Below are 24009 nucleotides of genomic sequence, written 5' to 3'. Positions count from 1 at the left end.
GAAGGGGGGCATCGACAGGTGGACGATGCCCCTCACGCCTTAGGTGACGTGAATAATAATGTGGACGCTGGGAGCATCCAATATCGAATATATGTCCGGTCTGAAGTTGTCAGATGAGACCGACTTCATGGGCAAACAACACGAGGCCCACCCGGTCCCGGCACTCCAATTTCGATAGTAGCCGACCAATGTGAGTTTTCACGGTCCCCTCTGCCATGTAGAGAGTTTGGGCGATCTCGGCGTTCGTCGCCCCCTTGGCGATCTCCACCAACACCTCCCGCTCGCGGTCCGTCAGCACCGCCAGCCTCTTGTCGGCAGCCTTGGGATCACTGGGCAGGGTGGGCACGACGTGGTCGAGCAGACGTCGGGTGGCAGATGGGGCGACGACCGCGTCACCAGCTGCGACATTGCGTATTGCGCTCAACAGCTCGGTGGGGCGGGCGTCCTTGAGGAGGAATCCGGATGCGCCGGCCTTGAGCGCGGCGTAGACGTACTCGTCGAGGTCGAAGGTGGTGAGAATCAGCACCTTGGTGTCCAGTGGGGACTCAGTGATACGCCGAGTTGCCTCGACGCCGTCCATCTGCGGCATCCGGATGTCCATGAGGGCGACGTCGACGGGCATTCGCCGTAGCACGTCGAGGGCTTCGACGCCGCTGGACGCCTCCGCGACAACCTCCATGTCGTCCTCGGCCTCGATGAGCATACGAAATCCAGAGCGGACGAGGGACTGGTCGTCGACAAGGATGACGCGGATCGGATCAGGCATGGCACCTCCAGTTGTTCGTCAGTCGGAGTTTACCGATTGCGTGCCGTGCAGGAATTTGTCGATCTCCGGATTCGCTGGGTTGTCATCGTCGCCACACCAGGTCTCGGCGAATCGCTCCAGACGCTCATCGGTCGAGCGAAGAAGGAGGAGCCCCACTATGGCCATCGCGCGGTTCGATCAACAGAGCTGCGGCCGCAGTCGGTCGTGTTTCGATGCGGTTCAGCTCTTGACTGCTCCCTCCGAAATACCGGCGATGAGTTGCTTGGCGCCGACGGCAAACACGAGCAACAGCGGGACGACGGCGATGAGCGAGGAGGCCATGAGCATGCCGTAGTCGGTGCCGTGTGCTGTTTTGAGCTGGCTCAATGCCACCTGCAAAGTCAGTTTGCTGGGATCGTTGAGGACGATGAGGGGCCACATGAAGTCGTTCCATGAGCCGATAAAGGTGAAGATCCCTAGGAATGCCATGGCAGGACGGATGATGGGCACGCACACGTGCGCGTACTGGCGCCAGAACCCGCAGCCATCGAGGGTCGCTGCTTCCATGAGTTCCTTCGGGATGGCGTTGGTGGCGTACTGGCGCAGCCAAAACACTCCGAACGAACTTGCCAGGGAAGGCACGATGACGGCCTTGAGATCGCCCACCCACCCAATCTTGCTCATGAGGACGAACTGCGGGATCGTCGCTAGCTGGGTGGGCAACAGGAAGGTCGCCAGGACTACAGCGAAGAGCACTTTCCTACCGGGAAAATTGAACTTGGCGAAGGCGAAGGCTGCCAGTGAGGAGATGAGCAGCACGAGCACCGACACCGTCACCGCCACCAGGGCTGTGTTGGTCATGGCCGCCCAGATGTTGATCTTGTCAGTGATGGTGTGGACGTTTTCGCCCAGACGGTCGCCAGGGGTGAGCACTGGCGGGTACTTGTAGATCACCGAGGAAGGCTGGCTGGCCAGCACGAACATCCAATAGAACGGGAACAGCGAAACCAGCCCGCCCAAGGCGAGGAAGATGTGCCTCAGGGCCGTACCCACATGCCGTCTCATCGCGCCACCTCGCGATCATGCTCGCGGGTGACGAGCCAGTTGATGATCGAGAAGAACAGCACGACGACAAACACTCCCCAGGCGATTGTCGCGCCGTAGCCGTACCGGTTCTCCTGGAAAGCCACCGAGTAGAAATAGAGCACCATCGTGAGACCAGAGTTGTTCACCCCACCCGCAGAGGCTGCCCCGGTGGATCCGGAGCTGGTGATCACCTGGGCTTCGGTGAAGCTCTGCAACGAACCGATCGTCGACATGAGGGTGATGAACAGGACGATGGCTCGAAGCTGCGGCAAAGTGACGTGGAAGAATGTGCGCCACCCGTTCGCCCCGTCGATGGCGGCTGCCTCGTACTGACTCTTGTCGATAGCTTGCAGTCCGGCGAGGATGAGCAGAGCGTTATACCCGACGAATGACCACACCGTCAGCGACGAGATCGCGATCTTGATGCCCCATTCGCTTTGCAACCAGGCGATGTTCGACTGGCCGAGCATGTTGCGGATAGCGTTTGCGAGCCCGAACTGGCTGGCGAAGATCGAGCTGAACAGAATGCCCATTGCCACCATCGACGTAATGTTCGGCACGAGGTAGATGACCCGATATGTCGTGGAGAACCGCATCGTCTTGTTCAGCATGAGGGCGACGATCGTGGCGATGATGAGCGTCGGGATCGTGCCCATCGCCCACAGAATGAGCGTGTTGCCCAGCGACTTGTAGAACAGGTGGTCGCTGACCAGGTACTTGAAATTCTCCAGACCGACGAAGTTCGCGCTGCCCAACCCTGACCAGTCGGTGAACGCGAGCAGCAGGGTGAAGATCATCGGTACAGCCGCGAAGATGAGGAAGAAGAAGAAATACGGACTCAGGGCGGCATATATCGGCAACGCTTTGCGCATCCGTCGGCCCACGGAAGAGTGACGCAGCTCTCCCGTGGGCGCGGTTTCAACGGCGGTGTTCGCAGAATTCATCTCGTCACAGAACTCACTCGGAAAGCTGCCTCACTTGACGGTGAGATGGAGCTGTTTGGCGATCCGTTTGGCCTCGGAGACGGCGTCGTTCCAGGCGGTCTCCGGGTTCTTGTGCGACGATTCGACCTGCTCCAACTGGGCCCGGAACGGAGCGGACACGGCATCGGAGTGCGAATCTTCGTAGATCGGACGTACCGACTCAGCAGCCTTTCCGAAGACCTTCGCGGCATGCTGCCCACCGAGAAACTCCACTGGCCCGGACACCTTCGGATCATCGTAGGCCTTCGGAGACACGGGGAAGTTGCCGTTGTGGACGTACTCGCGCACCTGGGATTCCACGCTGAGCAGTTCGCGGATCGCTTCGAACGAGGCCTTGGGATCGGATGCCCCAGCAGGGATGGACAGGAACGAGCCGCCCTGGTTGATAGCCGGGCCGGGGTGAGCACAGACTCGCCACTTGCCCTTTGTCTCGGGAGCGTCAACCATGAGGTCGGCCAGGTGCCAGGAGGCACCGAAGTCGGCGGGTAGGCGTCCCTCGTTGACGGCGGCGGTGGAATCGGACGTGTCGGACTGGATTCCGGCGATGATGCCGGCCTCGAACGCCTTGACGGTGATGTCCCAGGCCTTGCGGACGTGGTCCTGATCGCCGATGAAGGTCTTCTTCTCGTCAATGAATCCCTTGCCCGATTGCGGCCAGATCGTGTCGAACAAGCCTGCCGAGTTACGCACGAGGTAAGTCTTGTCCTTGGCCGCCCGGAGCTTGGTGCCGAGCTCGATGTAGGCGTCCCAGCTGGTGATCTGGGCGGCGAGCTTGTCGGGGTCGGCGGGCAGTTTGGCCTGCTCGAAGATGTCGGCCCGATAGAACAGGGCCGTCGGGCCAATGTCGGAAGGAATGCCGAGCTGCTTGCCGTCGGTGGTGGAGGCCTGGTCCCACTTCCAATCCAGGAAGGTGGGCTTGAGGTCCTTGGCACCCAGAGTGTTGAGGTCGACGAAGTACTTGGCGTGGTCGCGGAAGAAGGCGATGTCCTCACCCTTGACGCCGGTGATGTCGGGCAGGCCGGAGCCAGCAGTGAACGTCGTGGTGAGCTTTTGCTTGAAATCGCCGCCGATGATGTCCTGACGCACGCTGTAGGACGAGTGCGCCTTGGAGACGGCAGCCAGCGTCTGCTTGTCGAATCCTTCCGGCCAGATCCACAGGACGAGCTTCTTGGCATCACCGGAACCCTTGTCGGACGAGGGCTCGGTGGAAGTGGAGCATCCGGTCAATGCCGATACTCCTAACACGCCCAGTCCGGCAAAGCTGCCGGCGAGCAGGTGACGACGCGACAAATTCATGAGGTCCCTCCTTGGGGTTGAACGGAAATCGTCACTGACAAAATCGCTCAATAATGTTCATTGTGGAGGCGGGACTCGAGCCGACCCTCGATGGTAAAAACGCCTTCTAAGGGGGTTGGGGGCTCTTTTACCCGCCAGTGGTTCAGGGTGTCACGACTGTGTGCACCTGAGGTTAACTGTAGGTGATATCCAGGAAACAACCTTGTCAATGCTTGATTCGGATATGGTTGAGCTGGCCGGAAGGGGTCAACCCGTGAGATAACTGTAGCGTCCGGCGGGTGGCGGAATGGTGCAAATTGATCGAAATGACGAAAATCGGCAGATCGGCGACCCTGGATCGGTACGATGGGCACATGCTCAAGGCCGCTCGTCACGACGCGATCGTCGAACTACTCCGGGATCGACCTGCCATGCGAACCGTCGACATCGCTCGGAATCTGAACGTGAGCATGGCCACAGCGCGGCGTGACTGCATCGCTCTGGAAAACAAGGGCATCATCGAGCGTTCTTGGGGAGGCATCCAACTCGTCACGAACGTGGACGATCATTTCGGTGACGTGATGAACTACCGCACTCGCGCCAAGGCTGCGATCGCCCGCAAGGCCGCCGAGCTTGTCCACGACGGCGACACGATCATCATGGACATCGGCACCACCGTCCATCATCTGTCCGGGCTGCTCACCGAGCGCTCCGTCACCGTCCTCACTGCTTCCCTGCCCGTCTTTGAAGCTCTCAGGAGTGCCCCGGACGTCACCGTGGTTGTGCTTGGGGGAGTGTGGTCGGAGCGATACCAGTGCTTTGACGGTCAGTTCGTCGCCGATGCGCTGACTCATCATCAGGCCGACCTAGCTTTCCTGGGCTGCTCCGGGGTGAGTGCCAACGGGCGGGTGCGTGACACAAGTCGTTCCCAAGCTCAGATCAAACAGGCGATTGTCGCTGCAGCGAGTCGAAGCTACCTGCTCGTCGACTCCGAGAAATTCCCAGGTGTCGGGGCGCATTCCCCGTTCACTGTCGAGGACGTCAGTGGGGTCATCACGACTGGGCCACTGCCGCCGGACCTCGACGCCCACTACGAATCAACAGGCATGGAGGTCGTCACGGTATGAAACTCACCATCCTCGGTGGCGGGGGATTCCGCGTTCCGCTGGTATTCAAGGCCCTTGCTCGCGACGACTCACCTCAACGAGTCACCGAGCTGCGGCTTTACGACACCGACTCACTCCGACTAGGTGTCATCGAAACAGTGTTGTCCCAGCTGGCCCCCGGCCTGCCTAACGCGCCGTCCGTCGTGGCGACCACTGACCTACCCACTGCCTTAGCGGGAACCGACTTCATCTTTTCGGCCATTCGCGTCGCCGGAACGCGTGGACGCGCCTTGGACGAGTCGATGTGTCTGGCGCGCGGTGTCATCGGCCAGGAGACTGTCGGGGCTGGCGGTATCTCATATGCCTTGCGGGGTATCCCGGTGGTGCTCGACCTCGTCGAGCAGATAACGCGATACGCCCCCCATGCCAAGGTCATCAACTTCACTAATCCTGCCGGGGTGATGACCGAGGTCATGCAGCACCGCCTTGGAGACCAAGTGGTCGGTATCTGTGACTCCCCGGTCGGCTTGGCCCGTCGCGCCCTCTCCACCTTGCAGAATGCCGGGCTGGCACCGGCTGACCTGGGTTCCCTGTTCGATGCTGATGGACGCGTCCACATCGGATACAGCGGGCTCAATCACCTGGGCTGGCTCACCAGCTTGGAGGTCGACGGCATCGACGTCCTGCCGCGTCTGATGGAGCGCCCCGACCTCATCGGGAGTTTTGAGGAAGGTCGGCTTTTCGGTCCTGATCTGGTGCAAGCCTTGGGCGCCGTACCCAACGAGTACCTGCACTATTACTACTATTCTCGCGACGACCTCTCCGTCGATCAGAACGCCGAGGCTCCGCGCGGGGCGTTTCTGGAAGCCCAGCAGCGGCGCTTCTACACCAAGGCCCAACACACTGACGATGTCGCCGGACTGTGGGAGGCCACTCGCCTCGAGCGCGAAGAAACGTACATGGCCACCAATCGCGAGGTCTCGGGGGAGTTCGAGCGCGACGAGGCCGATCTGGAAACTGGTGGATACGACAAGGTCGCCCTTGCGATCATGCACGCCATCGCCAACGACGTGCCCGCTGAACTCATCCTCAACGTTGCGAACCGGGGGGCTCTCCCCGACCTGCCGGACGACGCCGTCGTGGAAATCCCGTGTCGAGTGGACGGTTCCGGGATTCACCGACTTCCTGCACCGGCGCTGCCCGACCATGCTCGCGGGCTCGTCATCAACGCCAAGTACGTCGAGCAACGCACTATCGATGCCGCTGTCAACCACAGCCGCACCGCCGCGTTGCTGGCCCTGAGCCACCACCCATTAGTTGACTCCGTGTACGTTGCCGAGCAGCTTCTCAATGATTTCGCCGATGCCTTCGACGGCCTGGACTACCTTGTGGATGACGATGCATGATCACACCGAGCTCACCCAAGACCGCATTGGTCACCTCAAAGAGCGTCTCGAACGAGAAATCACCCAGAAGATCTGTCCACTGGACGTGACGGCCTGGCAAGCTCCCGGCGAACCGGTGAGTTTCGAGGAAGCCGTCGTCGCCAACTACCGTCCGTTCCCGCCTGGAACCTGGTGGGGTGCGCCATGGAGTACCTGGTGGCTCCACGTCACCGGCACTCTGCCCGAAGGCCACGCCGGCGACGAGATCGACCTCTCGATGGACCTCGGATTCGTCGGCGACTGGGCCGGAAACCAGTCCGAAGCCATGGTGTACACCTCTTCGGGACGCCCCCTCAAAGCCCTCAACCCACGCAACCATAGGGTTGCACTCAACCACGGGGCGCTGGCCCAACGATTCGCTGACGAGGGTGAGCCGCTCATCGGGACCGATGGGGGCGTCGAGCTGTGGGTGGAGGCCGCTGGTAACCCCGACATGACCTTGCATCTGGGCGGACCCACTGAGCTGGGGGATCGTCGCACGGCAGGCGATGAACCGCTGTGGCAGTTCAGGGGAGCGGAACTCTCGGTGCGTCGCAAGGAGGTGTGGGACCTGTGGCTCGACATTGATGTCCTCGATGGGCTCATGCGCCAGCTGCCGTCCGACTCCACCCACCGCGCCCAGTTGCTTCACGGTTTGGAGCAGGCTGCCGACGAGGTCGATCGCCATGGCATCCTCGCCGGTGCCCGACAGGCGCGAGAAACCCTTGCCGGGTACCTTGGCTCGGGGGCGAACTCATCGGCTCAACAGATGACGGCGATCGGACACGCGCACATCGACTCGGCATGGCTATGGCCGTTGCGTGAGACCCGCCGCAAGGTAGTGCGTACCTTCTCCAACGTCGTGTCACTGGCCGAGGAATATCCCGACTTCCACTTCGCTTGCACCAGCGCCCAGCACTACGCCTGGCTTCAGGACTCCTCGCCAGAACTCTTCGAGCGCGTCAGGGACGCCATTGAACGTGGCCAGTGGCACCCGGTGGGTGGCATGTGGGTGGAATCCGACACCAACCTGCCCTCGGGGGAATCATTGGTGCGTCAATTCACCAGTGGTCTGCGTTGGATGCGTGAACAGCTCGGGGTACGCCCGGACTGCCTGTGGCTACCGGATTCCTTCGGCTACACCGGTGCGTTGCCCCAGATCGCCCGACTGGCTGGCATGAACTGGTTCTTCACCCAAAAACTCAGCTGGAACACGGCCAACACCTTGCCCCACCACACATTCTGGTGGGAGGGCATCGATGGGACTCGTATCTGGACGCACTTCCCGCCGGTGGATTGTTACGACTCCATCGTCAGTGCCGACGAGGTCAAGAAGGCTGAGGCGAACTTCAAAGAGAAAGGTGTGGCGCGACGCTCGATCCTGCCATTCGGGTATGGCGATGGCGGTGGGGGGCCCACAGCTGAGCAGGTGGAACGCGTCCACCGATTCGCCAATGTGGAGGACGCGCCTCAGGTTCGGTTGGGCTCACCTGACGACTACTTCGCCCAAGCTCGCGATGACTACCCCCAGGCGCCAGTGTGGCGCGGCGAGATGTACTTGGAGTTCCACCGGGGCGTCTACACCTCTGTCCATGCCCTCAAGGACGGCAACCGACGCGCCGAGGAGGCTCTCACCGCCGCCGAGTGGTTAGCCGCCGCGGCAGCTCGCCTCGGTCATCCCTACCCGCACGAGCAGTTGGAACAGCTATGGCGACGTACGCTGTTGCTGCAGTTCCATGACATCCTGCCCGGCTCGTCGATCGCGTGGGTGAATCAGGAGGCCATCGCCGAGTTCACCGCTATTCGTGCTGAGTTGGATCAGCTCATGGATGAGGCCTGGCAGACACTGTCACAGGCGTCTGGAGGCGAGATCCCCGGGGCGAGTCTGATCAATCCATCCCACAGTGACCGACGCGAGGTTGTCACCGTTGACGGTCGGTCCACACTCGTACAGGTGTCAGCCATGGCGGCGCAGCCGCTCACCGATGCGGTGGTTGACCCTGAGCACCCGGTACGGGTGGAGCGGGAGCTCGACTCGATCCGAATGTCCAACGGACTGGTCGAGGTGTGCATCGACACGCACGACGGACTGGTGAGCTCGGTTGTTGACCTGGTGGCCGACCGCGAGCTCCTGCTGCCCGGGCAGCGCGCCAACCGACTCGTCCTGCACCCCGATTATCCCGACTGTTTCGACGCATGGGAATTGCAGCACCAGTACCGCCATAGTGCTGTTGTGGTGGATGACCTCACCGGGGTGGACGTCCTCGAGGACCCGCTGCGGAGCACGGTGCGAGTTGAACGCGGGGAGTCCGGCTTCATTCAGGCCATCACCCTTGACGCCGACAGCCGAGCGGTCGAGTTCAGCCTTGACGTCGACTGGACTGAGCAGGCCCGAGTACTCAAAGTCGACTTTCCGCTCGACGTGGCCGCTGACACCAGCGTCGACGAGATCCAGTTCGGTCATATCAAGCGACCAATCGGTGCCAACACGTCATGGGATGACGCCCACTTTGAAAGCTGTGGACAGCAGTGGATGTTGCTGGGCGAACCTGGATACGCCGTTGCGTTGGCCAACCAGTCCACTTACGGCCATGACGTGAGCCCAGCGGGAGGAGACGAGCACACATCTACCCTGGGGGTGATGGCCCGGCTTACCTTGCTGCGTTCGCCACAGAACCCAGACCCCCACCCCGACCGGGGCAGTCATCACCTTGTCTACAGCCTGCTCACTGACGCCACAGTCGCGTCGGCGCATGTCGAGGCGGCGCGGCTCAACCAGCCGCTCCACGTGCGAGACGGCGTGCTAAATCTGCCCAGTATGGCCCGGATCGAACCGGAACGCGGGCTCGCCGTCGTCGACTCCGTCAAACAGGCCTTCGACGAGTCTGGTGATCTCGTCATCCGGATGCACGAAGCAAACGGTGCCCGCAGCCGGGTGCGTCTACTACTGGACCGGGACGGTTACCTCAGCGAGGTGGACTTGCTCGAGGAACGCGTGAGCGACCCGACCCAACAGCTTCCGACGATCGCCGTGAGCGCGGTTGACCTCTCCCTGCGTCCTTTCCAGATCTTGACGTTGAGAGTGAGTCAGCGATGAAACTGCTTCTGGTGTGTATCGATGGGATGCGCCTTGACATGGCACTACCCGAGGCACTGCAGCACAACCCCGGATTCGCCCACCCCGATCACCCGGCCGACCCGCGATTCGTGCGCGGGGTGGGTGAGGGCGAGCCGGTTCCCGAGCACCCCGCCCCAGCCCTCGACCACACCCTGCCCGTCGACCAGGCCCCCAGCGGGCTGGCACCCACCCTCGCCCGCCTGGTGCGAGGTGACGACCGTTCCCAGGGCACGATCATCCCCATGTGGATGACTCCGCCCACCGATTCGGCTCCCGGCTGGACGACGATCCTCACCGGGGCCACCCATGAGCAGTGCAATGTGTGGTGGAACGAGTTCGTCGGCCACGACCTCGCCCGGCACCCCGACATCCTGTCCCAGATCTTCTTTGCCAACCCGTCGGCGCGCACCATCGCAGCAGCCACGTGGGACGCTTTTGTCAGCCCCTACGGGCCTGGGCCGATCATTCACCAGCGGGTGGACCAGCAACGCACCGGCCAGCACCAGCTTTTCGGACCCGACCTGTCCGAGGGGATTGACCGTGCTGACGAGCAGGTGGCGTCGTGGGCCGCCTGGCACCTGTTGCACGAGGGGCCGGACGCCGCCGTCGTCTACTTCGAGGGGGTGGACCACGCTGGGCACAGTTACGGGGCGGACTCCGAGCAGTATCGCCAAGCCGTGCGCCACGTCGATGAACTCACCCGTCGCCTCGTCAAGGCCGTCGCAGAGCGTCACGAGCAGCTCGGCGAGCAATGGCTCGTCGCCGTCACCACCGACCACGGGCACAAACCCGAGGGAGGCCACGGCGAGGACGAGGTTGAGGTGCGTCGTAGTTTCCTGGCAGCTCACCACATCGGTGGGGCATTGCCCGATCCATTGCTTCGTACCGATCCCATTCGCAGCCACGAACTGACGCCGCTGTTGCTCAGGGCGATCGGAGTGCACCCTGGTCACATGGACGCCAGCGATGTCGGCGTCTTGCGCGATGTGAAGCCAGTCGGCCCGAGTAGAGAGATGGATTTTGAATGGTGACGACGCACTTGCCTGAGAAGGTCGACGGCGTTCTCTTCGACATGGACGGTACCCTGCTCGACACCCTGTCTGCATGGCGTGCAGCCTCCGAACGGTTGTGGGGCGGCTGTCTGGCTGACGCTGTCAGCGCCGACGTTGACGGGGGCACCGTTGACGATGTCGTCGAGCTGTACCTGCGTGACCACCCGCAGGCAGATCCGCAGGCCACCAGTGAGCGTCTCGTCGACCTTCTGGACGCCTGCCTGGCTGACAACACGGAGCCGATGCCCGGGGCGGACCGTCTGGTGAGGAGGCTGGCCGGTAACGTGCCCATCGCGGTGGCCTCCAACTCCCCCACCCGCCTCGTGCGTGACGGACTGGCCTCGCAAGGCTGGCTGGACCTCTTCGACACCGTCCTTGGGTTCGACGACGTCGCTGCCGGCAAGCCGGCCCCCGACCCCTACCTCGCAGCAGCGAGGCGGATGGGAGTCGACCCGGCCAGATGTGTCGTCATCGAAGACTCTGCCTTCGGGTTGCGTGCTGGACAGGCTGCCGGGGCGTGGGTTCTCGCGCTCGGCGATCGACTCAAGGGCCAGGGGGACATGTGGGTCCCGGGGTTGGATGATGAGCGCGTGACCTCATGGGAGCCCTACCGATGACGGCGTGCGAGTTGACGCCCGCCCTGCAGCGGCGCCTGGACGAGGTCGGTGCTCAGATCGGTTCGAGTGTCAGCGAACACATTGATGAGGCATCGGGTCGGCAGGCTGCGGGCCGATTCGTGGCCTGGATGACGGACACGTGGACTCGCACCATGACCCGTGACGACCACGGCGTCTTCGTCGTCACTGGTGACATTCCGGCCATGTGGTTGCGCGACTCCTCAGCTCAGCTGTGGCCCTTCCTGGCACTGTGCGACCTGCCTGCGGTGTCCCGTCAGATCGGCGACGTGGTCGCTCGGCAGTGGCACTGCATCGGAGTCGACCCCTACGCCAACGCCTTTAACTCTGGTCCGACCGGAGCACATTTCGACCCCGACGATGTTGATCTGCTCGATGAGTTGTGGGAGCGCAAGTACGAGGTTGATTCGCTGGCCTTCCCCGTCGATCTCGCATGGCGGTTGTGGCAGGCCACGGGACGTCCGGACCACCTCAACCGTGCGGTGCACGAGGGGTGTCAACGCATCGTCGAGGTCTGGAACCTGGAACAGGACCATGCCACCCGCTCCACCTATCGTCATGTGCGCCCCAGCGAACCCGTCGACACCCTTGGCGCTGATGGCTCGGGCGGGCCGGTAGCGCCCACCGGGATGACGTGGAGCGGGTTCCGGCCTTCCGATGACGCCTGCCGCTACGGATACAACATCCCGGCACAGTTCATGGCAATACGTGCGTTGCGGCAGATTGGCGAATTCTGTCGTGTCTGGGACGACGAGAGCCTTGCCGAATGCGCCGCGAGGTTGGCCGCTGACATCGACGCCGGGGTGAGGCAATTCGGCGTCGTGACGGATCACCTTGCGTACGAGGTCGACGGGCTCGGATCAGTAGTGGAGATGGACGACGCGAACATGCCGTCGCTGCTGTCGCTGCCTCTGACCAGCGACCTTGCCCGTGACGATCCGCTCTACCAGGCCACCCGGAACTGGGTGCTCAGCGAGGCCAACCCTTACCTGTTCAGCGGCCCGACAGCACGGGGCATTGGCAGCCCGCACAGCCCCGACGGCTACATCTGGCACATCGGTTTGGCGGTGCAGGGGCTCACTGGGGACGACGTTGAGGCGCGCGACTGTCTGAGGACGATCCTCGCCACCGATGGTGGCACTGGCTGGACGCACGAGAGTTTCGATCCACATGACCCCACTCGGTTCACGCGCGGGTGGTTCAGTTGGTCGAACTCAATGGCTTGCCTGCTCATGATGAAGGTGGCCGGTATCGACGCCATCACCGGTGCCAGTTGACCCCCATTGCGGTGAGTCGGCGGGTCTGGGCCTCCAACTCTGATTGCGGCCGAGCCGGATCGCCGGTCCACAGCTGTTCGGCGATCGATGTGCCGCGCGGGAAGGCGGCGTCTTCGACTTGGGCGGGGGTGCGCAGGTATTCAGTCCACAGTTGGAATTGCCCACCCAGCAGGTGTGGCGAGTCCACTGCGGCAAGTACATCCTGCAGCCCGGCGACGTCGTCCATGGTCATCGGGGCAGCTATCGTCACTGGTGCCTCCGGACCCGCTTCAATGCCGTGATCCAGGTACGTGTGCCGGGCGGGTGCGCCGATGACGTCGTGGCCTGCGGCGACGGCGCGGGAGATGTCGTCGGCGTCTCGCCACACCATCACCGTCACTTCCTTGGGGGCACCGGCCTCTAACACCTCGTCCCAGGCAATGATCTGACGGCCTGCGGCGACCACGTGATCACAGATCTGCCGCTCGAACCAAGCCTGGGCCTGGTGTGGTGTCGTGATCCCCAGTTCGGTAAGCCGAGCCCGGGTTTGCTGGTGGTCGAACCACTCCTTTCCGGGGCATTCGTCACCACCGATGTGGATTGGTGAGTCCGGGAAGATCTCCATCACGGCGTCTAAGGCATCGCGGCAGAAACCCAAGGAATCGTCGGTCAGGTTGATGTGATGCTCCGACACCCCGAAAGCAGTACGTGGGTGATCCAGTGGTATTCCGCAGCCCAGCGCGGGATAGGCGGCCACTACCGATTCGGTGTGGCCCGGCAGGTCAATTTCTGGCACAACCGTGATACCCAGCAGCCCTGCCCGTTTGTTGATGGCGCTCAGCTGCTCGACGGTGTAGGCGCCTCCGTGAGGTACGTGATCATGCTCGGCGACGTCGTCACAATCGTTGTCGTCGGGTGGTGGTTGGTGCCCTCGTACCGTTCCCGGACGCCAGGCCCCTACCGTGGTCAGACGTGGCCACCCCGGTACCGGCAGGCGCCATCCTTGGTCGTCGGTGAGGTGTAGGTGCAGCCGGTTGAGCTTGTGCATGGCCAGCACATCCAGGAAGCGCGTGATGAACGAGGCGGGCATGAAATGCCGCGAGACATCCAGGTGCGCCCCTCGCCAACTGTAATGTGGCGCGTCGACGATGACACCCTTCGGAAGGTGCAGGTGTTCTCGGGCCAGCGGGCCGGGCCCGTGGACCCACGGGGGGAGTAGCTGCAGCAAGGTCTGCACCGCCCATCGTGCGCCATTTGGGTCGCCGGCGGTGATGCGGATCTGCGTGTCGATCTCGATGCGGTATCCCTCTGCCTCCAAGGCGGGATTCACTGTGACGATGAGAGAAATGGTGTCGGTGTGTGACGTTACGCGCACGACGTCCAATGCCGGGGCCAGTCGCTCGGCAAGGGTGGTGACAGCATCGGTGACCTCGTCGGGGCCAGCCCAGGAGAGGACGGTTGGCAGGGGGAATCGTCCCTCGGTGAACTGCACGTGGCGGGGCTGGGGACACAAGCCTCGAATCAGGGTGTCGTTGGAGGGGACGGGCATCTCTACTCCTCGTGGCATCGCCTGCCAATAGGGTGCTCCACAGATTACCTGGGATTGGAGTTGCTTATGCTGGGGGACGACCAATCGCGCACAGGAGCTATGCCCATGCCCGTCAACCGCCATCCTCGGCTGCTCGCCGCAGGTATTACGTACCGCGACCTCGTCATCTCTGGAATCGGGCGGCTGCCTGCGTTGGGGGAGGAACGCTACGGCACGGACTTCGTCGCCACGTGGGGTGGGATTGCCAACACGGCTCGGATTGCAGCAAGCCTGGGAGCACGGGTGCAATTGCTCACGGGTCTAGGTGACGACCTCAACTCGCAGATGTGTCGTCGTGAATTGATCGACTGGGGCATCGATCTGGCCCAGAGCCCGATCAATCCGGGCTGGGCGCTCCCGGTGACGATGAGCCAGGCGTGTGGCACCGAGCGGGCTATGACGACCGTAGAAACGGCGTTGCCAGTCCCTTTCCCCGCTCCTAGTCTTGACGGAGTCGACGCAGTAGTCACCCATGTCTCGATTCCCGCTGACGTCTGGCTGTACGAAGCCGCCGATGCCGGAATCCCGGTGATTGCAGACCATGGATTTGAGGAGGGGCAGGAATCCGGGGTGCTCGAGGCGGTGTCGGGATGTACCTGCTACACGCCTAACGCAGCTGAGGCGATGCAACTGACCGGTACCGACGATCCGGTGCGGGCGGCGCGATCCCTCGCCGAGCACGTGCCGGTCGTCATCGTCACATGTGGCGGCGACGGGATCGTCGGTGTGGATTCCCGCACTGGTGAGGAGGCCCATGTTCCGGCAGTGGCCATTGATCCGGTCAACACCACAGGTGCCGGAGACGCCACCGTGGCTGGCCTGGCCTGGAGCTGGGAATGGCAGGTCTCGTTGGCCCGAAAGCTCGATGTTGCAGCCCTGGTGGGAGCCATCGTCACGTCGCGAGCGCACGGGACCACGGATCCGCTCACACCTGAGGATCTACTCGCCTGGATACCGCGAGACCCAGAGCGGTTCGGGTTCCTTGCTGAACTGTTGCGGTGAGTGGTTACGGAACAGAGCTCATCTCTGGCGGGAGTCAGCCTGGACTGGCAGCTTCGCCATGACGCAGAACCCGCCCTCTTTGCGAGGCCCCGCGGACAGTCGTCCGCCCATCGACGTCACCCTCTCACGCATGCCCTGCAGCCCGTGGCCGCGCCCGTCTCCCTGGACGGCGTCTCCATACCCGTCGTCGACAATCTCCACATGGATTGCGGTTGGCGAATAGGCCAAGGTCACTGAGGCGTGAGCGCCCGGGCCAGCGTGTTTGAGGACGTTGGTGAGGGCCTCCTGGACGACTCGGTAGGCCACCAGACCGAGGGCCTGGGAGACGACCGGCTCCTGTCCCGTGACGGTGAAGGTGACCTTCACCCCAGACTTCTCGACGAGCTCGGGAATCTCCGCCAGCCCGGGGGAGGGGGAGTAGTCGGCGTCGGTGTCCTGTCGCAGCACCCCGACGATGCGACGCATCTCGACGAGGGCCTCGCGACCGGTCTCGGCGATGGTGTCGAGGACCTCGGGGGCCTTCTCCGGCTTCTTCGTCGCCAAGGCCTTGCCGCCCTCCGCCTGCACGATCATGACCGACAGTGAGTGGGCGACGATATCGTGGAGCTCGCGGGCGATCTCGTTGCGGGTGCGTTCCTCGGCGACCCTGGCCTGCTGCTCACGTTCAGCGAGGATGGCTCGGTAGCGTTGGGCCTTGGCGATGCGCTGTTGGGAGTCGATGAGGGCGGACTCGCGCAGTCGTCGTCCCACCGCGTAGGGGGTCAGGACCAAGCCGGCACAGACCGCCATCGCAAGGATCAGCAGCACCCACGGCGTCCCCGAGGTGGGGTCATATCCAGCGGCGATGGTGAGCTGCCATCTCATCGGGCCGATCACCGAACCCAGCGCTCCGACCCACAACACCCAGCGAGACTGGTGGCCGTCCACCCATCTGGCCACCGAGTAGGAGGCGATGGGGACGATGAAGATGCTCAGTACCGGGAAGGGCACGAAGATGAATTGGATGGCCCCGCCGAGGGCCACCAGGGTCATCATGAGCAGGGGATGATCACGGCGCATCGGCAGCGAGGCCACCATGATCATGGAGGAGACGAGGGCCGCGGCGTACTCGGGATGGGGTCGTTCGACCAGGCTGACGAGATAGGGGACGATCGTCACCACGGCCATCACGAGGGTGAGGGTGACGTCTCCCCACCAGGCCCGTTCGGTGTCTGCCGGACGACCGTCGTCGAGCTTGGGGTCCAGCACCTCCTCCATGCCGGGGATGGAGATCTGCGGGACGTTGTTGCGGGTCGGGTTGAACCGGTTGAGGCGGGCACGCACACCGGATCCGAGGGATCCGTTGGAACGGTTGTCCGTGGTCGAGGTCTGCGATCCGGTCTCCTCCATGACCGCCAGTCTAGGAAGACCGTCCAACCATGGTGGATTGGTTTCTGATGTCGGGTGACGGTGTGTGGAATGGCAACGCGCACGGTCGGTGACCACTTCGCCACACACAGCTCGCCCGCAGGCTGGGTCGGTGAGCCGCCCCCTAGACTTGGGACTGACGATCACGGCGACACGGAAGGTTCCCATGAAGATTCTCATCACCGGCGGGGCCGGTTACATCGGATCGACGGTCGGTTCGGCATGCGAGGAGGCAGGCCACGAGGTCGTCGTCCTGGACGACCTGTCCGCGGGACGCCGCGAGTTTGTCCGCGACCGCACCTTCTACGAGGGCGACATCGCTGACCAGGACCTGCTCGACCGCGTCTTCACCGAGAACCAGATCGACGCTGTCGTGCACTGCGCGGCTAAGATCATCGTCCCGGAGTCGGTTGATGAGCCGCTGACCTACTACGACAACAACGTCGGCAAGACCGTCGCCCTGCTCAAGGGCATGGAGCGCAACGGTGTGCACCGCATCCTGTTCTCCTCCTCCGCCTCGATCTATGCCACCGACGAAGAATTCAAGGTGACCGAGCAGTCCGCCCTGGACCCCGGTTCCCCCTACGCGACCACCAAGTTCATGGTGGAGTTCATCCTGCGTGACGCCGCCCACTCCTCCGACCTCAAGGCCCTCAGCCTGCGCTACTTCAACCCGATCGGTTCGGACCCGAAGCTGCGCACCGGCCAGCAGATCGAGCACCCGACCCACGTGCTCGGCAAGATGATCGACGCTTGGATGGAGGACTCCACCTTCACCGTCACCGGTGTTGAGTGGCCCACCCGTGACGGTTCGGGCATCCGGGACTTCATCCACGTCTGGGACCTCGCCCGTGCCCACGTCGCCGCCCTGGAACACCTCGACGAGGTCACGACCGATGATCCCTACCAGGTGTTCAACATCGGCACCGGAAACGGCGTCACCGTCAAGGAGCTCGTCAAGGCCTTCGAGGAGGGCACCGGCAAGCCTCTCAATGTCGTCTACGGTCCGCCGCGCCCCGGCGACGTCGCAGGGGCCTACACCGTGTCCAGCCGGGCCAAGGACCTGCTGGGTTGGAGCGCGGAACTGACTCCGGCCGACGGTATTCGTGACGCCATCGCATGGGTGCCTGAGCGCAAGAAGATCTTGGGCTACTGATCTCCCGAACCCTCGACCCGTCACCGGCCTCGCACTCGTGCGGGGCCGGTGGTGTTTTCCCGGGCTGCGTGATTCCGGGGGCGATGTGACGGTGTCAGAGTGGACGGATGAAGGCCAGCACCATCGTCGTCAGCTGGTTGGTCATCCGGTCGATGTCGGCCTTTCGCCCTGACGCCATGGTCGCCAGCACCCGGGAGTCGAAGACCGCGCGGGTGACCTCGATGAGGTCGTTGACGCTGATCGTCGTCGTGACGTCGTGGTCGCGCAGGGCTCGTTCCACCATCTCGCGCAGGGCGGGAGAAATGGCTGCCTCGACGTGTTGGTATGCCTCCCGCAGTTGTGGATTTCGTGTTGCCTCGAGGGTGATCTCCAGGATCGCCACAACCGTCGTCGGGTCCGAGCCGACCGCCGACGAGAAGAGGGCGATGATGTCGTGGATTCGATCCCGCAGGACGTCCTGGCCGTCATTGGGGAAGTCCAAGGAGGAGCTGAGGACAGCCAGATTCTTCTCGGCGTAGCGGCTCAACACCGCCATGCACAGCTCGTCCTTGGAATCGAAGTTCGAGTAGAACGCTCCGCGGGTGAACCCGGCCTCCTCGCAGATCTCCTCGACGGTCGACCCCGGTACCCCCTTGCGGGCGAAGACGGCGACAGCGGCGTCGGCCAGTCGTGCCTGGGTGACTGCGCGACGAGCAGAGACTGTGGTGGTGGACATGACGTTCCTGGAGGCCTCGCGGGTTGAATACGACAGTGTATCGGATACGATACTGCATCGAATACAAAATTGTATCGAGTGGTGCTCGGGCGAGTTCATTGCGGGGTGATGATGTCCTCCTTCCTTCACGATGTCGGGGAGTGTTGCTTCCGCAGGGCCAAGACCGTTGTCGCCCTGTGGCTGGGCCTGTTGGTCCTGCTCGGGGTGGGGATGGTCGCCCTGCAGAGCGAATACGACGACTCCTTCACCATCCCGGGCGCCCCCTCCCAGGTGGCCTACGACAACCTCCAGGTGACCTTCCCGCAGGCCTCCGCGTTGAGCGCCAACGTCGTCATCACCGTGCCCGATGGCACCGACATCTCGTCGAAACCCATTCGTTCCCGGATCGAGAGAGGTGTCGAGGAGCTCAGGGACCTCAAGGACGTAACGGGGGCGACCTCGCCCTGGAACAAGCACGTCACCGGGATGATCAACAAGGATCACACCGCGGCCGTCATTCAGGTTGAACTGGGGCAGGTCAGCTCGGTGACCTTTCCCGACTCCGGACGTGATGATCTGCAACGGCTGGGGCACGAGATCCAGGCCGACCTGCCGTCGGGATCACATGTCTATGTCGGTGGCCAGGCCTTCGAGGCGATGCTGCCCTCCCTGTCGATCACCGAGGTCATCGGGGTCGGGGTGGCCCTCGTCGTCCTCGCCGTCACCCTGGGATCCTTGGTGGCAGCCGGGATGCCGATCATCACAGCCGTCCTCGGGGTGGGCATCACCTACGCGATCATGGCGATCCTCACCCGGTTCACGACGGTCAACTCCGTCACCCCGATGCTCGCCGTCATGCTGGGGCTGGCCGTCGGGATCGACTACGCCCTGTTCATCCTCTCCCGCCACCGCGATCAGTTGCGTGACGGCTTCGAGGTGCAGGAATCGGCTGCTCGAGCCGTCGCGACGTCGGGGTCGGCCGTTGTCTTCGCCGGGACGACGGTCGTCATCGCTCTCATCGGGTTGGCCATCGCCAAGATCCCCTTCCTCACCGTCATGGGCGTCTTCGCCGCCGTCGGCGTCGCTCTCGCCGTCGTCATCGCCCTGACGATGTTGCCGGCCTTCATGGGCCTGATGGGGGAGAGACTGCGTCCGCGGAAATCTCGTCGCGGACGGGGGTCGAAACCAGCCCAGGTGACAGCCAGAGCGAGCAGGAACGACGATGCCACAGCCGGCACGGAGACACCGTCAACCGGTACCAAAGCGGTTGGTAAGGGGGAACGTTCCGGCGGCATCTTCGGGTGGTGGGTACGCACCGTCACCCGCTTCCCGCTGGCGACCATCCTCGTCGTCGTGGTGGGTCTGGGAGCGCTGGCCGTTCCGATGAAGGACCTCCACCTCGGCCTGCCCACCGCCGCAGAACTGCCCGCAGACAACACGGCCCGGCAGACCTACGACGCCCTGGAGAAGAAGTTCGGGCCGGGATTCAATGGCCCGGTCATCGTCACCGCCGACATCGTCACCTCCACCGACCCGATGAAGATCGTCAACGGGCTCAAGGCCGACATCGAGAAGCTCCCCGGCGTCGACACCGTCGCTCTGGCAGTACCGAACCAGAACGCCGACACCGCCATGGTCCAGGTGCTGCCGACCACGGGTCCCACCGACGAGGCGACCAACAACCTGGTCCGCGAATTGCGCGACCACAAGGCCGAATGGCATGACGAGTACGGGGTCGACACCGCCGTCACCGGACTGACGGCCATCAAACTCGACGTCTCCGACCGTCTGGGAGCCGCCCTGCTGCCCTTCGGAGTCTTCGTCGTCGGGCTGTGTCTGGTGCTGTTGACGGTGGTGTTCCGGTCGATCGCGGTCCCCATCAAGGCGACTGTCGGCTATCTGCTCTCAGTGCTGGCTGCCTTCGGAGCTGCGCAGTTGGTCTTCAACCGAGGCATCGGCCTGTCGGTGGTCAACCTCGACCGTCCAGTCCCGATCATCTCCTTCATGCCGATCGTCGTCATGGGCATTCTCTTTGGTCTGGCCATGGATTACGAGGTCTTCCTGGTGTCGCGAATGCGCGAGGAGTACGTCCACACCGGCAACGCCAGTGGTTCCGTCATCAGGGGCTTCATCGGTTCGGGCAAGGTCGTCACGGCAGCAGCCGTCATCATGTTCTCGGTCTTCGCCTTCTTCGTCCCAGAAGGCATGAACGCCATCAAGGAGATCGCCCTGGCCCTGGCCATCGGCATTCTCGCCGACGCCTTCCTGGTGCGAATGACCCTCGTCCCGGCCGGCATGGCCCTGCTCGGTGACAAGGCCTGGTGGCTGCCCGGATGGCTGGATCGCCGCTTGCCCCGCTTCGACATCGAGGGGGAGGGGATTGCCCACGAGGAGAGACTCGCCGAATGGCCCACCCCTGACCACACCGAGGCCCTGCACGCCGAGGGGATCGGGGTCGATGGTCTCTTCGCTGACCTCGACCTGCACGTCGAGCCACATGAGGTGCAGGCCGTCGTGGGGTCACCGGGCTCGGTCACGGCCGTGCTGCTGGCGGCCGGGGGACGACTTGCCATCGACCACGGTCGGATGAGGTCGGGCGGCCGTCTCCTCCCCGAGCGGGCCTCCGTGGTGCGTCGGGTGGCATGGCTCATCGATGCCGCCGACAAGAACCTCACCGAGGAACTGCAGGCAGCCGCAGCAGCCCTCACCCATCCGCCGCGACGCCCACCGCGTCTGTTCCTCATTGACCACGCTGATCAGATCGTCGAGCAGTCCCACCGCGACCAGCTGGAATCCCTCATTGTCGAGGTGAATCAGGCCGGTGAGGCCGCCGTGATCCTGGGAGCCCAGCGTGCCGGCCGCATTGACTGGCTGGAGCCACAGGCCGTTCATGACCTGACCGAACACCAACCCGAGCCATCCCTCGGAGGTACCCGATGATGACCGAACGTTCCCACTCCACGATCAGGTTGCGGTGGCCGGCGGTGGTCGCCCTGATCCTCGTACCGTTGGTGGTGGTGGCCGGCCTGGTCGGCACCACCTGGCGGACCACTGACCGGCTGGGCCAGGTGAAGGCGGCGGTTGTCAACGAGGACAAGGCCGTCGAGGTCGGTGGACGACTGGTTCCCATCGGACGCCAGCTCACCGCGGAACTGGTCGATTCTGGCTCTCACACCACTGACGGCCACACCGTCGACTGGACCTTGACCGACGCCGACGGGGCCGCCAAGGGGCTGCGAGACGGCACCTACTCGGCGGTCGTGACGATCCCGGAGTCCTTCTCGTCCGACGCCACCTCCTACTCCGCCAATGACGCGGCCAAGGCCAAGCCAGCCCTCATCGACGTCACCACCTCCCAAACCTCCCCGGTCTCCGACACCACCATCGCGGCCCTCACCGCTCAGGTGGCGCGGCATTCCCTCAACACCACCCTGACCTCGGGGTACCTCGAGAACGTCTACATCGGCTTCAACCGCTTCGCCCAGCAGATGGGCAAGATGGCCGACGCCGCGGCCAAGCTCGATGACGGGGCGACGAAACTTGCCGACGGCACGAAGAAGTCAGCCGCCGGGGCGGGAACCCTGGCCGCTGGCATGACGAAGCTCAGCGGGGGAGCCCAGCAGCTGAAGACCAGTGGCGGCAAGCTCACCGACGGCGTCTCCCAGCTCTCGGGTGGTCTCAACATCCTGTCCGACAAGGGAAAACAGCTCAGTTACGGTGCGAACGGTCTGGCCAGCGGGGTGGCGACCTACACCGATGGCACCGGCAAGGTCGTCGACGGAATCGGTCAGCTGTCCGCCGGCCTGACGACGATGGACCAGAAGGTCAGCGCGGCCACCGGCAAGATCGACACCTCCCAGCTCAACCAGCTCACCGACGGGGCAAGCCAATTAGCGGACGGCATCGACCAATTCACCGATGGCCTGGTCGGATATCGCACCGAGATTCGTCAGTACGCCTCCGGGGAGAAGACCGCCGAACTCAAGAAGGAGTCCTTGTCCAAGGGTGAGGCGGACTTCATGGCACGCTGCACCCAGAGGCACACCGCACAGGATTGCCAGAACCTGCGGCCCCTCGTCCGCGACGCCATGACCGACGGGTACGCCCTCGGGGTGAGGGCTGGATCGGCGGTGGCCGTCAAGGCGATGTCCGTCAAGGACCCCAACTCCGGCATGAGCATCGACGACGGCATCGACCAGCTGGCTGACGGCTCCTCGCAGCTGTCCCAGGGTGTCGACAAGTTCACGGTCGAGATACGTACCGGACTGCCCAAGGTGGTCGGCCAGGTTGCCCAGCTGCGAGATGGCATCCATCAGACCGCCACTGGCGCCCAGACCTTGGCCGCCAAGTCCCAGCAACTCAAGGAAAGCGGGGCCAAGCTCTCCGCGGGGGCTGTGACCTTCGCCAATGGTGTTGACGCCTACACCGGCGGGGCCTCCAAGGCGGCCGCCTCGACCTCGGAGCTCGAGCAGGGGGTCAATCAGTACGTCGGCGGTGTGAATCACCTCTCTGACGGGGTGAGGAAGGCTTCCGCGGGGGTCGGCACCTTTGCGTCCGGGATGACGAAACTCAACGGTGGGGCCCAGAGACTCACCGACGGCACTGGAAAGTTCTCCGGTGAGCTTGCGGCCGGGACCAAGAAGGTGCCGACCTACTCTCAGAATGACCGCACCAAGCTGGCTGACGTCGTGTCCGCTCCCGTCAATGGGGATGGGCCTGCCATTGCGACCTCGGTGGCCGCGGTGGCGGTTCTGCTCATCCTTGGTGCCTGGATCGCTGCTCTGGCGACCTGGCTGGTGGCTCGCACAGTTCCCTCGCGGGCGCTGAGCTCCGCGCGCTCGACCCTGGGCCTGCTGGCCCGGACGATGTCGGTCGGCGCCATCGTGACCGTCGCGGTGAGTATTGGCCTGGCGGTCATCGGCGGGGTGGTGTTGGGTCTCTCGGTACCACGGTCGATCGGATTGGGAGGATTGCTGCTCCTCATCGGGGCGATGTTCGGCCTGATCAACCACGCCCTGGCCGCTTGGTTGCATGGCCTGGGGCGGCTCATCAGCGTCGTCCTGGTGACGGCGAGTGTTGCTGCCGGGCTGGCGAGCACCGTCCCCTCCCCGGTGCACTGGGTCGACGCCATCTCCCCGCTGCGACCTGCTTTGCAGGCGGAGCGGGCTGTGGTGGCCGGGAACAATCCCAGCTTCGGATCCCTGCTGGCCGTTGTCATATGGGCGGTGGCGGCCCTCATCGCCAGTCTGCTCGCAGTGGCGCGACGGCGTCAGACCAGTGTCAGGGAACTGCTGGCCGCCAGCGCAGCCTGAGCGTGCGGCAGCGATCTAGAGTGGCACCATGAACAAACCCCTCCTCGCGAGTCTTGCCGTTCTGGCCAGTGTCGTTGCAGTGACCAGCCGGATCCGCTCGGTGCGGAGGGGTTGGATCGACGAGGTGTGGCGATTCGGCATGGAGGGGATTGAGGAAGGCCCCGACGACG

Annotated in this window: 17 protein-coding genes; 10 read left to right on the top strand and 7 right to left on the bottom strand. The window is 63.7% G+C overall.

The genetic code is table 11. From position 1 onward, the window contains the following. Positions 1–109 precede the first annotated feature (109 nt). The 4 genes from PALO_RS10315 to PALO_RS10300 form a co-directional block, all read right to left on the bottom strand. Entirely contained in the window at positions 110–766 is a 657-nt protein-coding gene (locus PALO_RS10315) for a response regulator (protein ID WP_004810162.1), read from the bottom strand. A 219-nt stretch (positions 767–985) separates the two neighbouring features. Then, positions 986–1810: a carbohydrate ABC transporter permease gene (locus PALO_RS10310; protein ID WP_023033261.1), complete on the bottom strand. Its 825-nt coding sequence runs from the start codon at positions 1808–1810 to the stop codon at positions 986–988. After that, positions 1807–2703: a carbohydrate ABC transporter permease gene (locus tag PALO_RS10305; RefSeq protein ID WP_021108154.1), complete on the bottom strand. Its 897-nt coding sequence runs from the start codon at positions 2701–2703 to the stop codon at positions 1807–1809. Before PALO_RS10305 ends, PALO_RS10310 begins: the two co-directional genes overlap by 4 nt. A gap of 102 nt (positions 2704–2805) precedes the next feature. Beyond that, positions 2806–4110 carry an ABC transporter substrate-binding protein gene (locus tag PALO_RS10300; protein ID WP_015583504.1) on the bottom strand — a complete coding sequence of 435 codons (1305 nt, stop codon included), beginning with the start codon at positions 4108–4110 and terminating at the stop codon, positions 2806–2808. Positions 4111–4463: 353 nt separating this feature from the next. Here PALO_RS10300 and PALO_RS10295 point away from each other — a divergent pair, with 353 nt between their 5' ends. From PALO_RS10295 to PALO_RS10270, 6 genes are read left to right on the top strand one after another with little or no spacing between them, the layout of a single operon-like run. Then, complete coding sequence (locus tag PALO_RS10295) at positions 4464–5216, top strand: DeoR/GlpR family DNA-binding transcription regulator (protein WP_036910077.1); 753 nt, start codon at positions 4464–4466, stop codon at positions 5214–5216. Next, a complete protein-coding gene (locus tag PALO_RS10290) occupies positions 5213–6601 on the top strand; it encodes a 6-phospho-beta-glucosidase (RefSeq protein WP_015583502.1) in 1389 nt (462 codons plus the stop codon). The genes PALO_RS10295 and PALO_RS10290 overlap by 4 nt, the downstream gene beginning before the upstream one ends. Further along, positions 6594–9716 (top strand): alpha-mannosidase, encoded by a 3123-nt coding sequence (locus tag PALO_RS10285; protein WP_015583501.1) that lies wholly within the window; start codon positions 6594–6596, stop codon positions 9714–9716. Before PALO_RS10290 ends, PALO_RS10285 begins: the two co-directional genes overlap by 8 nt. Then, positions 9713–10768 carry an alkaline phosphatase family protein gene (locus tag PALO_RS10280; protein ID WP_015583500.1) on the top strand — a complete coding sequence of 352 codons (1056 nt, stop codon included), beginning with the start codon at positions 9713–9715 and terminating at the stop codon, positions 10766–10768. Before PALO_RS10285 ends, PALO_RS10280 begins: the two co-directional genes overlap by 4 nt. Beyond that, on the top strand, positions 10762–11406 hold the full coding sequence (locus tag PALO_RS10275; protein ID WP_015583499.1) for an HAD family hydrolase: 645 nt from the start codon (positions 10762–10764) through the stop codon (positions 11404–11406). The genes PALO_RS10280 and PALO_RS10275 overlap by 7 nt, the downstream gene beginning before the upstream one ends. Beyond that, the gene (locus PALO_RS10270) at positions 11403–12701 is read left to right on the top strand and encodes a glycoside hydrolase family 125 protein (protein WP_015583498.1); all 1299 of its coding nucleotides are present in this window, start codon (positions 11403–11405) and stop codon (positions 12699–12701) included. Before PALO_RS10275 ends, PALO_RS10270 begins: the two co-directional genes overlap by 4 nt. Here PALO_RS10270 and PALO_RS10265 read toward each other — a convergent pair. Next, complete coding sequence (locus PALO_RS10265; protein ID WP_015583497.1) at positions 12685–14229, bottom strand: beta-N-acetylhexosaminidase; 1545 nt, start codon at positions 14227–14229, stop codon at positions 12685–12687. The two genes, PALO_RS10270 and PALO_RS10265, sit on opposite strands and share 17 nt — an antisense overlap. Before the next feature lie 66 nt (positions 14230–14295). Here PALO_RS10265 and PALO_RS10260 point away from each other — a divergent pair, with 66 nt between their 5' ends. Then, positions 14296–15270, top strand: a complete 975-nt coding sequence (locus tag PALO_RS10260; protein WP_187290322.1) for a carbohydrate kinase family protein — start codon at positions 14296–14298, stop codon at positions 15268–15270. 18 nt (positions 15271–15288) lie between these two features. Here the strand turns inward: PALO_RS10260 and PALO_RS10255 are convergent, their stop codons facing one another. Then, positions 15289–16659 (bottom strand): sensor histidine kinase, encoded by a 1371-nt coding sequence (locus PALO_RS10255; protein WP_015583495.1) that lies wholly within the window; start codon positions 16657–16659, stop codon positions 15289–15291. Between the two features lie 184 nt (positions 16660–16843). On the opposite strand from PALO_RS10255, the gene galE reads away from it, so the two are divergent. Continuing rightward, positions 16844–17833 carry a UDP-glucose 4-epimerase GalE gene (galE, locus tag PALO_RS10250; RefSeq protein WP_015583494.1) on the top strand — a complete coding sequence of 330 codons (990 nt, stop codon included), beginning with the start codon at positions 16844–16846 and terminating at the stop codon, positions 17831–17833. Positions 17834–17927: 94 nt separating this feature from the next. Here the strand turns inward: galE and PALO_RS10245 are convergent, their stop codons facing one another. After that, positions 17928–18548, bottom strand: a complete 621-nt coding sequence (locus PALO_RS10245; RefSeq protein ID WP_015583493.1) for a TetR/AcrR family transcriptional regulator — start codon at positions 18546–18548, stop codon at positions 17928–17930. 108 nt (positions 18549–18656) lie between these two features. Here PALO_RS10245 and PALO_RS10240 point away from each other — a divergent pair, with 108 nt between their 5' ends. Then, positions 18657–21467, top strand: coding sequence for an MMPL family transporter (locus PALO_RS10240; RefSeq protein ID WP_041710150.1), 2811 nt, complete (start codon positions 18657–18659; stop codon positions 21465–21467). Beyond that, positions 21464–23839, top strand: coding sequence for a YhgE/Pip domain-containing protein (locus PALO_RS10235; RefSeq protein WP_041710149.1), 2376 nt, complete (start codon positions 21464–21466; stop codon positions 23837–23839). The genes PALO_RS10240 and PALO_RS10235 overlap by 4 nt, the downstream gene beginning before the upstream one ends. Positions 23840–24009 lie beyond the last annotated feature (170 nt).

It is taken from the genome of Cutibacterium avidum 44067 (assembly GCF_000367205.1).
GTDB classification, from domain to species: domain Bacteria; phylum Actinomycetota; class Actinomycetes; order Propionibacteriales; family Propionibacteriaceae; genus Cutibacterium; species Cutibacterium avidum.
The sequence above is the reverse complement of the archived record's forward strand: the minus strand, read 5'-3'. Positions and strand labels throughout refer to the sequence as shown.

What these genes read in the sequence shown, in the direction of transcription:
- PALO_RS10310 (WP_023033261.1), bottom strand. Translation starts at nt 1,810, where the DNA reads ATGAGACGGCATGTGGGTACGGCCCTGAGGCACATCTTCCTCGCCTTG.
- PALO_RS10300 (WP_015583504.1), bottom strand. Translation starts at nt 4,110, where the DNA reads ATGAATTTGTCGCGTCGTCACCTGCTCGCCGGCAGCTTTGCCGGACTG.
- PALO_RS10270 (WP_015583498.1), top strand. Translation starts at nt 11,403, where the DNA reads ATGACGGCGTGCGAGTTGACGCCCGCCCTGCAGCGGCGCCTGGACGAG.
- PALO_RS10240 (WP_041710150.1), top strand. Translation starts at nt 18,657, where the DNA reads ATGATGTCCTCCTTCCTTCACGATGTCGGGGAGTGTTGCTTCCGCAGG.
- galE (WP_015583494.1), top strand. Translation starts at nt 16,844, where the DNA reads ATGAAGATTCTCATCACCGGCGGGGCCGGTTACATCGGATCGACGGTC.
- PALO_RS10255 (WP_015583495.1), bottom strand. Translation starts at nt 16,659, where the DNA reads ATGGAGGAGACCGGATCGCAGACCTCGACCACGGACAACCGTTCCAAC.
- PALO_RS10245 (WP_015583493.1), bottom strand. Translation starts at nt 18,548, where the DNA reads ATGTCCACCACCACAGTCTCTGCTCGTCGCGCAGTCACCCAGGCACGA.
- PALO_RS10235 (WP_041710149.1), top strand. Translation starts at nt 21,464, where the DNA reads ATGATGACCGAACGTTCCCACTCCACGATCAGGTTGCGGTGGCCGGCG.
- PALO_RS10260 (WP_187290322.1), top strand. Translation starts at nt 14,296, where the DNA reads ATGCTGGGGGACGACCAATCGCGCACAGGAGCTATGCCCATGCCCGTC.
- PALO_RS10275 (WP_015583499.1), top strand. Translation starts at nt 10,762, where the DNA reads ATGGTGACGACGCACTTGCCTGAGAAGGTCGACGGCGTTCTCTTCGAC.
- PALO_RS10315 (WP_004810162.1), bottom strand. Translation starts at nt 766, where the DNA reads ATGCCTGATCCGATCCGCGTCATCCTTGTCGACGACCAGTCCCTCGTC.
- PALO_RS10280 (WP_015583500.1), top strand. Translation starts at nt 9,713, where the DNA reads ATGAAACTGCTTCTGGTGTGTATCGATGGGATGCGCCTTGACATGGCA.
- PALO_RS10285 (WP_015583501.1), top strand. Translation starts at nt 6,594, where the DNA reads ATGCATGATCACACCGAGCTCACCCAAGACCGCATTGGTCACCTCAAA.
- PALO_RS10265 (WP_015583497.1), bottom strand. Translation starts at nt 14,229, where the DNA reads ATGCCCGTCCCCTCCAACGACACCCTGATTCGAGGCTTGTGTCCCCAG.
- PALO_RS10295 (WP_036910077.1), top strand. Translation starts at nt 4,464, where the DNA reads ATGCTCAAGGCCGCTCGTCACGACGCGATCGTCGAACTACTCCGGGAT.
- PALO_RS10305 (WP_021108154.1), bottom strand. Translation starts at nt 2,703, where the DNA reads ATGCGCAAAGCGTTGCCGATATATGCCGCCCTGAGTCCGTATTTCTTC.
- PALO_RS10290 (WP_015583502.1), top strand. Translation starts at nt 5,213, where the DNA reads ATGAAACTCACCATCCTCGGTGGCGGGGGATTCCGCGTTCCGCTGGTA.